11 protein-coding genes and 1 pseudogene are annotated in these 14,075 nt (G+C 35.0%); 1 reads left to right on the forward strand and 11 read right to left on the reverse strand.

What is annotated here, in order from left to right:
* From CIK00_RS10870 to CIK00_RS10915, 10 genes and pseudogenes are all read right to left on the reverse strand, one after another.
* Positions 1–136: pseudogene (locus CIK00_RS10870) on the reverse strand (S-(hydroxymethyl)glutathione dehydrogenase); the annotation flags it as partial.
* Positions 137–556: 420 nt separating this feature from the next.
* A complete protein-coding gene (gene gfa / locus CIK00_RS10875; protein WP_101768891.1) occupies positions 557–1,120 on the reverse strand; it encodes an S-(hydroxymethyl)glutathione synthase in 564 nt (187 codons plus the stop codon).
* Positions 1,121–1,422: 302 nt separating this feature from the next.
* On the reverse strand, positions 1,423–2,034 hold the full coding sequence (gene gfa, locus CIK00_RS10880) for an S-(hydroxymethyl)glutathione synthase (RefSeq protein WP_101768892.1): 612 nt from the start codon (positions 2,032–2,034) through the stop codon (positions 1,423–1,425).
* Between the two features lie 217 nt (positions 2,035–2,251).
* Positions 2,252–3,478 (reverse strand): NAD(P)/FAD-dependent oxidoreductase, encoded by a 1,227-nt coding sequence (locus tag CIK00_RS10885; RefSeq protein WP_101768893.1) that lies wholly within the window; start codon positions 3,476–3,478, stop codon positions 2,252–2,254.
* 543 nt (positions 3,479–4,021) lie between these two features.
* Positions 4,022–4,915 (reverse strand): LysR family transcriptional regulator, encoded by an 894-nt coding sequence (locus CIK00_RS10890; protein ID WP_101768894.1) that lies wholly within the window; start codon positions 4,913–4,915, stop codon positions 4,022–4,024.
* A gap of 247 nt (positions 4,916–5,162) precedes the next feature.
* Complete coding sequence (locus CIK00_RS10895) at positions 5,163–6,389, reverse strand: NRAMP family divalent metal transporter (RefSeq protein ID WP_101768895.1); 1,227 nt, start codon at positions 6,387–6,389, stop codon at positions 5,163–5,165.
* 233 nt (positions 6,390–6,622) lie between these two features.
* The gene (gene budA / locus CIK00_RS10900; protein ID WP_101768896.1) at positions 6,623–7,342 is read right to left on the reverse strand and encodes an acetolactate decarboxylase; all 720 of its coding nucleotides are present in this window, start codon (positions 7,340–7,342) and stop codon (positions 6,623–6,625) included.
* A gap of 12 nt (positions 7,343–7,354) precedes the next feature.
* Positions 7,355–9,019: an acetolactate synthase AlsS gene (alsS, locus tag CIK00_RS10905; RefSeq protein WP_101768897.1), complete on the reverse strand. Its 1,665-nt coding sequence runs from the start codon at positions 9,017–9,019 to the stop codon at positions 7,355–7,357.
* Between the two features lie 268 nt (positions 9,020–9,287).
* Complete coding sequence (locus CIK00_RS10910; RefSeq protein WP_101768898.1) at positions 9,288–10,478, reverse strand: NupC/NupG family nucleoside CNT transporter; 1,191 nt, start codon at positions 10,476–10,478, stop codon at positions 9,288–9,290.
* Between the two features lie 629 nt (positions 10,479–11,107).
* Entirely contained in the window at positions 11,108–12,574 is a 1,467-nt protein-coding gene (locus CIK00_RS10915; protein WP_101768899.1) for an MltF family protein, read from the reverse strand.
* Between the two features lie 363 nt (positions 12,575–12,937).
* Here CIK00_RS10915 and CIK00_RS10920 point away from each other — a divergent pair, with 363 nt between their 5' ends.
* Positions 12,938–13,429 (forward strand): YehS family protein, encoded by a 492-nt coding sequence (locus CIK00_RS10920; protein ID WP_101768900.1) that lies wholly within the window; start codon positions 12,938–12,940, stop codon positions 13,427–13,429.
* 92 nt (positions 13,430–13,521) lie between these two features.
* On the opposite strand, the gene copI is transcribed toward CIK00_RS10920, so the two are convergent.
* Positions 13,522–14,073 carry a copper-resistant cuproprotein CopI gene (copI, locus tag CIK00_RS10925; protein WP_101768901.1) on the reverse strand — a complete coding sequence of 184 codons (552 nt, stop codon included), beginning with the start codon at positions 14,071–14,073 and terminating at the stop codon, positions 13,522–13,524.
* Positions 14,074–14,075 lie beyond the last annotated feature (2 nt).

Here is a 14,075-nt window from a genome sequence, read left to right on the forward strand (position 1 = left end):
GACATACGCCAGTTGCAACGATGCGAACTAATACTTCACCAGCACGAGGTAACATTACATCAATTTCTTCAACAGAAAGAGGTTGTTTAGGACCCCATGCGATAGCAGCTTTTGATTTGATAAATTTGTCAGTCATCGTTCACTCTCTTAAAATATAAGTGACCCATGTTTAAACATGGTGTTCGTTGTTAATTATAGTCACAGGTTTAATATCATCATTGTGACTTGATGCCGCTATTATATTTGTTTCTTAAAAATTGATAATCCCTTAAATTGTAAAATCATTATTACTGAAGGGTAACAATAAGTCTATCTTCTCATGGTAAATAGGATATTACTCATGTTTGTTCTTATTTTAGGCGATACTACCTATTGATGTGAATATCTAGCTATTATTAATTGTAAATACTTTTAAATGAGGGCATAGATTGTCTAGGATTAGTCTTTTAACTATGACCGTTATTTTTACCATTTGAGATGAAATTTAGATAAAAAAAAAGCAATATCAAAAGATATTGCTTTTTAAAGAATAAAATAATTCAGCTATTTATTATGCTTATTTTTGGCTTTGAGCATAAACGTGTGCTGCAATTGCATCCATTAGTGCTGGAGATAGGCAATCGTATGTATTAAGACCTAGTTCGTTAAGACGTGCACGGATAGCCGTCATGTCTTTAGGATCTGTACCTGTTTCAATGATAGATGAAACAAATGCAGCAAACTCAGGTGCAGACCAACCTTTGTCAGTTGATAGTTCTGTATGAACAAAATCTAAACCGAAGAATGGGTGATTAGCATTCTCGATACGACCGTACATGTGAACGCCACATTCTTTACAAGCATGACGTTGAATTGCTGCAGACTCATCGATAATAACAAGCTTTTCTGCGTTAGCAATTACTTCAACGTTGTCACGAGAGATAACAGCGATTTGTGAAAATACTGCGCCTTCAGGTTTCCAGCACTTAGAACAACCACAAGCATGGTTATGTGCAGTTTGACCAGATAGTTTCACACGAACTGTATTTGATTCACAGTTACAGTTTAATACGCCACCTTGGAAGTTTTCTTTAGTTGCAGTAAAACCGTTATCAATTGCAGGGTGTAGAGATATAGACATAATGTTTCTCTTATTGGATTGTTATTAGATGATTTATTTTTTAGGTTTATTATAATTAATTATAAAGACCATTTTTAAATATTATATTTATTTGTATAAGCACAATTAAAAATTAATTAAAATAATAATTAACAAATAGATATTGGGTTGATGTAGTACATTCTATGCTTAATTTTATTTTCCACAATAACGAATACTGTAATTGATTATTACCAAATAGGAACAATCGAAAATAAAGGTAGACAGCCCTAGTAAGGCACAACTTAAAAGGGCGTTCTTATGAAAATAAATTAGCGGTGATTTTATTTATTTTTACTAATGTGGGTTGAAATAGCATCCATTAAGTCGGGTGATAAGCAATCATAAGTTTCTAAACCTAATGATTCAAAACGCTCACGAATTGCTGGCATTGATTTAGGATCAGTACCTGTTTCAATAATTGATGAAACAAATGCGGCAAACGTAGGCGCAGACCAGCCTTGCTCGCTTGATAGTTCAGTGTGAACGAAGTCTAAGCCGTAAAATGGGTGGTTTGTGTCTTCAATACGGCCATACATATGAACGCCACAATCTTTACAAGCATGACGTTGAATGGTTGCTGTTTTATCAACGATGATTAATTTTTTAGCATTGGCGATTACTTCAACATTATTTTTTGGAATAACGGCGACTTGTGAAAATAATGCGCCTTTAGGTTTCCAGCATTTAGAACAGCCACAAGCGTGGTTATGAGCAGTTTGACCATTTAACTTAACGGTAACTTTATTTCTTCGGCATTGACAGCTAATTAAACCACTTTTAAATGTATTTTTAGTTGGTTTAATTCCACCATCTATTGCTGGATGCAATTTAATAAAAGATGTCGTTGAACCTTCGGTATTATTACCGAATAACTTAGCAAAGAATTTTTTCATTATATTAATCTTAATCTGTATAGTAGGATAAAGTATTAAATATTTTATGATAAAAAGAATATTAACGATAAAATATTAGGTATTAGGTATTAGGTATTAGGTATTAGGTATTAGGTATTAGGTATTAGGTATTAGGTATTAGGTATTAGGTATTAGGTATTAGGTATTAGGTATTATATTCGGCTAATAATGATTAGCCGAATATTTATTATGTTTGTTACATGCCGTTAGGTTGGAATAAAGCTTTTAAGCGTTTAGTAATAATTAAACGTGATACAGTAAACATACCTTCAACGGTACGTTGGTGAAGGCGGAAAATTGTATCGTAAAGACGACGAATTAACCGTCCTTTAAAGACTAATTTATTTGCCATCTTTGAATGAGGTGCAAATGAACCAACAGCAAAGTGGTGACCAACAGCGACAACCATACCACCGTCTTTAAATTCAAAATCAGTTAGTTCTTTACCGCGTAATAAATCGGTCAAGCTTTTAGTTAAATGCACTGCAGCGCGGTTAGCAGCTTGTGCTTTTGGCGGTACAAAGCTACCGTCAGCCTGTGGAATTGATGCACAATCACCTAAAGAGAAAATGCTGTTATCAACAGTTGTTGTTAAGTTTGCATTAACAAGGATTTGGTTCATACGGTTATATTCTAGACCACCGATGCCATTTAACCAGTCAGGTGCTTTTACGCCAGCAGCCCAGAACTGAATATCTGCTTCTAATGGTTGATTATCCGCGGTTACCATACCGTGATCTGATACTTCGCTGATGCGGGTATTAAGCAATACATTAATATTGGTACGTTTTAGTTCTTTTAATACTTTTTCTGACATTTTTAGTGGGCTATTTGGTAGCACACGATCAGCAGCTTCAATTAAGTTAATTGTTAGTTTAGCTGCATTGTAACGTTGTAGCTTGTGGCTTACACGAGCAAGCTCTGCTGCAAGTTCAACACCTGTTGCACCTGCACCTACAATATTTACAGTGCGATCACTACCTTCACGTAGTAATTGACTGATTTTATTCCATGCATGACGAGCTTGGCTTGCTGAATCAAGGAAAATACAGTTATCACGTGCACCTGTCGTATTAAAATCATTACTTACAGCGCCGACAGCAACAACAAGGTAATCATATTTAACCATCGCTTCTGTGCCATCATTACGGCGAACAGCGAGCATTTTATTTTCACGGTTAATATCAGTCATTGCTGCTTGATAATGTTGGTAACCGTTAATTGCACCATGAGTGAAATAGCAAACAGAATCTAACTCACGGTCAAAAGTACCCGCAGCAATTTCATGCAGACGTGGTTTCCAATAGTGATCAGTTTCTGGTTCAACCAGAATAATTTCATGTTTTTTACGATTAGCTTTAGCTAACAATGTAGATAGTTCTATACCGGCAGCACCGCCACCTACAATAACGATTCGTGACATAACGAATACCTCAAAAAGTGAACCCTAGACATCATTCTCAGGGGATGGTCTTTCCATCATTAAAGCTATGAGCTGATCCGTTGCTACAAAATGATTTTTTATTAGCCCTAATACGTAGGGCCGCTACCTGATATCTTATATGTAATGAATTTCTTTGATATAAGACAATTAAATCAGTCAAAATTCAAGTTCTGTGAACTAAACAAGGGTATTTTTTTTAAAATATCTTAGTTGAGCCAGGAGTGACTATTATATTGCTAACTCATTTAATGACAATAGAGTAAAAAACAAATAACTTTTACTCTGTAGTAATAATCAGGAACGAAAATATACTTTAAAAAATAATGATGGCAATAAATTGTTAGTAAAATGACAGTATTCAGGTCTATAGATAATCTGCATAACTATACATTTATAAACAGAAAAAAGGATAAAGAGAGTAAGTGTGACAAATGGCAGTGTTCTTATAGAGTAAGAATTAAAGCGCTATTAAAGATAGAGGGGATAGCATGAGTAGAGGCGCTCATGCTAAATAATGATTATTTAAAATGATTCAATATTAGTAAATTGTCCTTGAAGCCAATGAATAGCAGGACTTAATTGGGAACCAATAGGATAAATAAGAGATGCTGACCATACATTACTAGTGATTTTACTGAATGAAAGGTTAAGTTTTTGTACTAATTCATTCTTAAGATCATGTTGTAATACGAAATCAGGTAAACAACAGATACCAATATCTTCACGGCATAATGATAAAATAGTATGGATATCTTCAACATGCCATAATTGTAATGCGGCTTTTGCTTCTTCAAAAGGTAGAGAATCTAAAGAGGCTGGAATTAATAGACGTTGTTGACAGAAATCTTGGTAGCTTAATGTTGTTGCGCCATCATTAAATTTATCAAGGTAAGATTGCGTCGCAACCCAACTGACATTGATATTGAATGCTTGGGTATATTCTAGATTCATCTTATTTTCATGATCAAAAATACCCAGTGCGATATCAAGGTTTTTAGCTTTTATCTCTTCAGCTAAGCGTTTACTATTTTGTTGCATAATAAATAATTCAATATTAGGCAAATCAGAGGATAGTTTTTTTATTATTGATAGTATTTTATCATTACAAACCAGTGGATCTATCCCCACTTTTATTTTTACATCATTCATATGGTAAATAGATAATGATCGCTCAAGAAATGTTTGATATTGCGCCATCATTATTTTTGCATTTTTTAGTACATGTTCCCCTTTTTCTGTAAGGCGAGGGCATTTACTTGAACGGTCAAATACTTGAAACCCTAAATCGAGTTCAAAATTTTGAATAGTGAGGCTAACTGCAGCTTGAGTTTTATTTAGCTGTCGTGCAGCAGCACTAAACGAACCATATTCGGCAGCAGCAATAAATGAGGTAAGAGTTTCAATCTTTATATTCATTTTTTAACGATTCATCTTATTTTATTATTATGGATATAATCATATCTTATCAAACTGTATAAGAATGATAGTAATATAGCTGCTCTAATATAACTAAATCATATATATAATAGCAACTATTAGTGATTTTATAATAACATTTAATGCCAATTTGTAACTAAATAGTTATTGATTATGTCTTGACGCGATAATTAACATAAATATTAATTAAAATGGAAGACATATTTAGTGAGATGTCTCCCATTAATTAGCCGATAAATTTAGTAATAAAACCACTAATATTAGATAGGCTAGCTAAGCTCATGATAATTACAATAGTAATGCCAATAGCGGTCAGATAAAGAGGGTGTTTATAATCACCAACAATATTGGGTTTTCGTGTAGCAGCAAGCATTGTCGCGAGCACTATTGGTAGAATAATACTGTTGACTAGACCTGCTAGCATCAGTAATAGAATCGGCATGTTCATTAATACTGTGCCTAAGGTCGTGAAGATTATAAATCCAACACACCATGCTTTTTCATTACGAGCAACAATAGGGAAAAGGGTTTTTATGAGAGATATAGCCATGTAGGAATTACCAACTACCGAAGTAATTGAAGCAACAAATAAGACTAAGCCAAAAATAAAGTAACCAATATCACCTGCGCCGTGGCGAAATGCGTCTGCTGCTGGGTTTGATTTATCTAATGTTACTCCAGTTGTGATAACACCTAATATCGCACAAAATAATAAAATTCGAATAATGACCGCAATTGATATTCCGGCCCATGCCGTTTTGATGACATTGTGTGTATTTTCAATGCCCGTTAATTTCACATCAATTAAACGTTGTGCGCCAGTATAATAGCCACCAACAGCACCACCGACGATAGTTAAGGTTGGTAATAAAAGGTTAGAAAAATCAGAAGGGGCAATCGCAGCCATTACGGTAGGTGCTAATGGCGGTAAATTGGTAAGGGCAACATAGGCGATTAATACGATCATTAATAACCCGAGATAACGTGCCATTTGATCCATACGCTTTGATGCATTATGAACAACAAAAAGTAGACTACCAATAACACCTGTAAAAATCGCGCCCCAGGTGGTATCTAGTCCGGCTAGGACATTCATACCAAGGGCTGAGCCACTAACATTACCAAAGTTGAAAGCAACAGCGCCAAGCGCTAATAGAATACCAATGAAATATCCCATGCCTGGTGCCACTTTATTAGCAATATCTTGAATACGTAAGCCTGAAACACCAACGATGCGCCATAAGTTCATTACAATACCAAACGTAATAAACATGGAAGCAAAAACAGGGAAAGCCATATCAATGTTATAAATATTGGTAAATACGGCAGTTTGCGTTAAAAAACCAGGACCGACAGATGTTGTGGCCATTAAAAAAGCAACACTTAAAATAGCTTTGTTTTGCCAGTTGTTGTTACGCGGGGAGGTGTTGGTGGTTAATGTGTTAGTTTGCATAATCAATCCCAAAATTAATGTCTCTCATATTTATAAAAATAGAAAGACAACTGATGGGGATCAGCTGCATTGTGATGACGTTTTTTTTGCTAAAAAGTAATGCAATGTAATCGATTGCTTTAGCTGGCGCAGATAATAGAGATAGTCTTGGTTATTGTCAATAATGTTTTTTAAATAGTAAAAAAAACCCCATTATTATAAATAACAGGGCTTGAAACAACACGTCTTAGCGATTATTTTTCGGTAGTATGGATAGCCGCTTTAAGATCGTCAGGATTTAAATCAGCACGATCAAATTCTTGAGATGCAGGCATGCGTAAATGGAAATCTTTAAATATTTCAACTTCAGTAGTGCCTTCTGTCAAAATAAAGTCACTGACATGACCACCTTGAGTACGATCATCACTAATGAAATGGAAATGGAAGCCAGGAACATTAATACCGATCATGTATTCAGGGATCTTAAAGCCAATCATTATGCCTGAGACATGGGTCATTTCTGCAATAGGTTGATGTTTTACGACTTCTACCATTGGCGGATAAGGGCGATGTTGTGCTGGAACGGTACGTGTTTTAACGTATGAAAATTTACCCGTTAAACGAATAGCATTAATTGCATTGTTAGCAACAAAATCTTTTTCTAAACACGCTTCAAACTCAGCTTTTGTTAGTTCAATAAGGCTTACTTTTTCCGTAGGTTCAAAATTAACCACAGAAGCAAAGGGAGTGGTAATATCATGACTAACTAAATGTACTTCACCAGTACTGGTTAGTTGATAGACTTCATCACCTAAAACGATCATTTCACCATCAAGGTCATTAAAGGTACCAATACCAAAGTTGCCGTGATCAAGTAGTTGACCAATTGTAAAATCACCTTGGTATAAACCTGCAATTAAGGCACTCATCATTGAAGTTTGGTAAAACGTTTTGTTGTTATGTTGCTGACTCATGATGTTTTCCTATTAATCTTGTTGGCAAGGGTGAAGTTGATCAAGTAGACGGCTGTTATCGCGGTAGTCAATATTAACGTTAACTAATACAGGACCGCTTAATGCCATTGCTTTACGTAATACTGGTTCAATATCATCAGCAGTATTAATGGCTAAACCATACGCACCAAAGCTTTCGGCATACTTAACAATATCTGGGCCCATAAAGCTCACTGCACTTTCACGACCATATTTTTTAAGCTGCTGAATTTTTACCATGTCATAGCTGTGATCTGTCCAAACAAAGTGAACAATATTACATTTATGACGAACAGCGGTTGCTAATTCCATAGATGAGAATAAGAAACCACCATCACCAGACATTGAAATAACTTTTTCATTAGGTGTCAGTAGTGATGCTGCGATAGCCCAAGGTAAAGCAACGCCCAATGTTTGTTGGCCATTACTAAACAGTAATCGACGAGGCTCGAAACTATGGAAATAACGTGCCATCCAAATGTAGATAGAGCCTACATCGCAACATACAGTCGTATCATCACTCACAAATCGACGTAGATCATGCACAAAACGCAATGGATGAACACCCATTGACGATGTTTTGTTTACACCCATGCGCATAATTTGTTGTAAGTCTTGACGTAAATCCTGAAATTTTTGATTATTTTCAAGAGATTCACGTTGATCTAATTCAGCGGCAATAGAAGCAACTGAAACGGCCACATCACCGACTACTTCTGAAATAGGATTATAGCTAGCTTCTAAATCAGCTTGTTGGTAACCCACATGGATAATGGGTGTTTTACCGTCTTTATTCCATAAGATTGGATCGTATTCAATTGGGCTATAACCAATAGTAATAATTAAATCAGAATTGTTTAATGCAATATCACCCGGTTGGTTTTTAAATAAACCCACACGACCAAGGAAACAATCATATAAATTATGAGAAATGACACCAGCAGCTGCAAAGGTGTTAACCACAGCAATTTTAGTCTGCTCAAGTAATTGACGAATGGCACCAGCAACAAATGGCTGGCTCGCATCCATACCTAATAATAATACTGGGTTTTTAGCCGCGTTGATAAGATCGGCTGCCTGACGGATAGCTTGTGGGTGCGCACCACCAAATAAAATTGGCTTCGGTTGTTGTACTGGAATAAAAGGAATTTGGTTAGTTAGTACATCTTGAGGAAGGCTAACAAAACTTGCCCCTTGAGTCGGTTGTTCTGCAATACGAAAAGCTTTATGAACCACGTCAGGTAAAGAAGCACTGTCCATTACTTCAGCGGAAAACTTAGTAATTGGATTAAATAGAGAACGTGTATCCATTGATTGGTGCGTATTATGGGAATACATCGAAAGTGGAACCGCACCAGCAAGGGCAACAACAGGATCACCTTCACTATTTGCAGTAGCAACACCAGTAACTAGGTTTGATGCACCAGGACCTGAAGTGGCAAGACAAACACCAGCTTTACCTGTTAAACGACCCGTCGCTGCGGCCATGAAAGCGGCATTTTGTTCATGATGACAAATAATGATTTCAGGGCCGTCATCACAGATAGCATCAAACACGGAATCGATTTTAGCACCAGGAATACCAAAAATATGCGGAACATCGTGTGCTTTTAGGGTTGCAACGACAAGCTCTGCACCTGAGATGATTTTATTTGACATATAAGCCTCATTGTTATGATTATTTATCGGCTCAGGACATGTTTTCGCTAAATCGAATTTTATGTAATGAGTAATACAAAATTTAAATTATTTATCATACAAATTAAAGAGGCTAAAACTGGAAGTTAATATTACTTAATTAATTAATTGCAGTGGAATTGATTGTATATAGAAGGATGAGCAGAAGTAATAATGGCTGAAGATATTGATTCTTATGTGATAAAAAACCACAGGATTCATTTAAGAATCCTGTGGTTAATTGATGCTGCTATAGCATGATGTTAGCAATTAATGCAGATAAAATACTAACTAACGTTGAACCATAAAGTAAACGTAAGCCAAATCGAGCAACCATATTACCTTTTTCTTCGTTTACACCTTTAACCGCACCAGCAATAATGCCGATAGAGCTGAAGTTTGCGAATGAAACAAGGAAGATAGAAACGGTACCGACAGTATGTGCTGATAAACTACCGACTTGTTTTTGAAGGTCCATCATTGCGACAAATTCATTAGTAACAAGTTTCGTTGCCATGATACTGCCAGCTTGTAATGCCTCGTGAGCAGGAATACCCATCAGCCATGCAACAGGGTAGAACAAGTAACCAATTAGGTTTTGGAAGCTGATACCAAAAGCGGCACTAAAGCCAGCGTTGATCATTGAAATTAGAGCAATAAAACCAATAAGCATTGCAGCAACAATCACTGCAACTTTAAAGCCCATTAAAATGTATTCGCCAAGCATTTCAAAGAAAGTTAATTTTGCGCCACTTTCTGCTGCCATCATTTCATCGATATCCATTTCTGCTTCATGGTCATAAGGATTAATAATGGAAAGGATGATAAAAGTACTGAACATGTTTAAAAACAATGCTGCAACAACATACTTAGGGTCGACAAGCTTCATGTATGAGCCAACGATAGACATGGAAACTGTTGACATTGCCGTCGCTGCAAGGGTGTACATACGACGCTCAGACATTCCGCCTAGAATGTTTTTATAAGTGATAAAGTTTTCTGACTGGCCAACCATTAATGCACTGATCGCATTGAATGATTCTAGTTTACCCATACCATTTATTTTAGATAACAAGAAACCTAATCCTTTAATGATATAAGGTAATACTTTGATATGTTGCAATATACCAATTAATGCGGAGATAAAAACAATTGGCATTAATACATTAAGGAAGAAGTTAAAATCATTGTTATTCGATAAGTTACCGAACACAAAATTAGTACCATCACTTGCAAATGAGAGTAAACCATTAAATGCGTCTGCAAACTCTTTTACAATACCTGTACCAGCAGATGAATTGAGAAGGAAGTAAGCAAGCGCCAGCTCTATTATAAGTAACTGAATAATATAGCGATATTTGATGTTCTTTCGGTTATTACTAGCAAGTAAAGCTAATACTGCAATAACAACTAACCCGAGTATAAAGTGTAAATAGACCATATTGGATTGTGCTCAGTGTGATTATTATCTGTTTATGTGTGTATGCTGAATGATTTCATACCATGATAAAGTGATGTATATCGCATTTTTAATCCAGTAGTTTTTTTTGCAATTGACAAAAACTAATTTTCCACGTTTGCGCAATCGCTTGCTATTTGTTTGAATATGGTGATAAAAATAATGATGACGATGAAGGGGCGTGATACGATTTATTATATTTTGTGATTTCACTCAAGTTTTTTGATTGAAATGTTTATATTTATTTAAATAACATGGTTTATTATGAGTATAATTGTTTAAATTAAGTGTTGGCTGTTTTGTTGGATATATAGAATTGTTAATCTAGCGTATTAATTCAATATATTAATATTAAAATGTAATATTGGAAATATGAGCAATGATTGTTACTGGCATTAATTTACATTATCAATAGATAATAGAACGATCTCTACTCTATTAATCTTATTACAGGTGTTGTAATGAAAAAATTATCCAAAAACCGTAAATTATGGTATTTCCATAAGCATGACCGTCGAACTAAGCATTTATCACTGCCTAATTTAAAATCATAAATCATCATTATGTATATAAACCATGATGATTATTGATGGCTTATGATAGTTAATGTGTTATTTAAACAACACCGGAGCATCAAATTTATACGGTGGAATAAAAGGGCGAATACCTGAATCACGGAAACGTTGAAGTTTCATTATTTGCTTATAAACAATGAAGTAACGATTAATGTTATTCACATAGACAATCGGTTGTAATCCAATGTGTTTACGGGTAATGAGTTCAACATTATTAAACCAAATATTAGGATTATAACCTTGTTCTTTTGCATAACGGCGCATTTTATTGATATTACCAGGTCCAGCATTATAAGCGGCTAAGGACAGATAAATCTTATTATCGTAATCTATTTTATCGCTACTAAAGTATTGATTTTGTAGATAACGCATATATTTCACACCCGCGTGAATATTATTTTTTGAGGTATATATATTAGGAATATCCACACTAGGATCACGCGCAGTACTAGGCAATACCTGCATAATACCAACGGCACCTTTGTTTGATACTTTATGTTGATTAAGCCCTGATTCTTGAAAACCTTGTGCCATTAACATTAAATAGTCAAAGTCATATTGTTTTGAATAGCGAAAGAATATAGGTGATAGACTTGCTATTTTATCAATATTATTAGGATCAAGTAGCGTATGAAGCCAACGATGATTTTTAATGTATTTACTGTAAATAATATTACCGATTAATGTCCCTTCTTTCACTGTATCAATATAATGATTAACCAGCGCCATCAGTTTGGGGCTGTTTTTACGCATAGCCCAAGCGATTTGACCATCATTACGTAATACAAAATTATCATTAACTCGAATATTTTTTAATATGGGTTGCCAGATTTTTATTTTATGGTTATCAATGACGGTTGCATTGAGAAGGTCTAAATTAATAAGTTCCAGTAATTCATAGTCTTGTAGCGTTTCATCTATGAATAATATTGATGCTATGGGTAAATTTTGCATCCGTAATTTATTATTAATTTTGAGTAAACTTTGATGATAACTTGAACTTTTTCTGACCCAGATTGTTTGACCACTTAAATCGGTGACTTTATTAAAGGGCGGTTGTTTATTATTGTTAATGAGTACTTCTGAAATATTCGTAAGTACAGGTTCACTAAAAGCGACCCGTTTTTTACGTTCAGTCGTCACGGTAATATTAGCAATGGCGATATCACCTAGGCCATTGATGACATAAGGCAGCAGTTTATCTCGGTGTACAGGAATAATTTGTAGATGTAATGCTGGGTGTTTTTTACGAATATCTTGCTCAAAATGTTGCAATAAGTCTGCAATAATACCTTTAGTAATACCATCTTCTATATAGTAAAAACCCAGATCTGCTGCAACCAATACCCGTAATACCCGTTTTTTTTCTAGTTCTGCTAGATCACCGACATACTTAGAACCGCCGAGAGGGGCGAGTTGAACGGCATTAATTTGAAAACTCATTAATAGTAGGCATAAAGAAATTAGCTGATATTTATATTTAATGAAATTAGAAATAGTCATAATTATTTATCTGCCATTCCGTAATAATCGTAAATTGATACGTTTTGGCTTTAATTATGGCTGTAAATAGTGAAAATTTCTTATTTATCTCGATAATTTGTATGACTTATACTGATGATGTTTTATATGCTAAAGAAAATATCGATAAGTATTAATCAATAGTTGAGTATTTATTTTCAATGGTAAGTTATTCATTGGTATGGTGTTAGGAAAGTTATCAATTACAGCTAAGAGTAAATTAATTGGCATTGTTGATATATAAAAGCTGCTAGATACGGGTGAATAGCGATGAGTTATCTGTTATTCTGCGCTGATAATTTCGCTGTGATTATTACAACCACAGCATACTAAATTGGATAAATTGTGACTAATAACGATGTTTTGCGCCGTATTCGCTATACTTTTGAATTAACTGATAGTGAGATGATCGCTATTTTCGCTGCTGCTGACTGTGAAGTAACACGTGAGCAAGTATGTAGCTGGTTAAAAGGCGATGAAGCGGAAGGTTATAAAAGTTGTTCTGATGAGCAAGTAGCTACTTTCTTAAATGGCTTTATTAATCAAAAGCGTGGCAAAAAAGAAGGCGTTCAGCCTGCGCCAGAGCAGAAAATCACAAATAATATTATTTTCAAAAAATTACAAATTGCACTAAATCTAAAAGCAGAAGAAGTGCTTGATTTATTGAAGTTAGTTGATTTCCGTTTAAGCAAGCATGAATTAAGTGCTTTTTTCCGTAAAGTAGATCATAAACACTACCGTGAGTGTAAAGATCAAGTGCTGCGTAACTTTTTACAAGCACTACAAATCAATCTTCATGGTGTTGAATCACTAGAAGAAACGACTGACGAGAAGTAATTGTCTTCGTTGTAAATAAATATTAAAAGCAGCTTCTATTGAAGCTGCTTTTTTATTGGCTGGGATTATTTTCTTCGTTATAACGGACTTTGTTACAACGTAATTGCTTTCATCATTCCAGCTTCTGCATGACCAGGCATATTGCAAGAAAGTTCAACATTTTTATCGCCGTGGAAATGCCATAGAATATGTTTTGCTTTGCCTGGTGCAACGGTGATACTGCTGCCATTATCATGATTATGTTCATGATTACGATGATCCATTTCAACCATCATTTCTCGATGTTTTACTTGTTCTTTTGCTGAGCCGATAGTGAAATTATGATCCATTTTCCCTGTGTTCATTACCACAAATTGCACCACGTCGTTAGGCTTGATATCAACTGGTTTTTTAAAGGTGATTTTCATGTCATCAGAAAGAATAACGTATAACACTTTATCTGGTTTTGACCCCATTGCGGGCATTCCCACATCAGACATATTTTTCATGTCCATCATCTGATGATCCATTTTATTGGTGTCCATTTGTGAATGATCCATACCACTATGATCCATTGTTGCGTGATCCATGGTTGAGTGGTCCATTCCAGCCATCGCTGTTGTGGTTGTTAAGGCTAGTATTAAAGTAAACAGTATTTTTTTCATGA

Origin of the sequence: Photobacterium carnosum (genome assembly GCF_002849605.1) — a bacterium.
GTDB classification, from domain to species: domain Bacteria; phylum Pseudomonadota; class Gammaproteobacteria; order Enterobacterales; family Vibrionaceae; genus Photobacterium; species Photobacterium carnosum.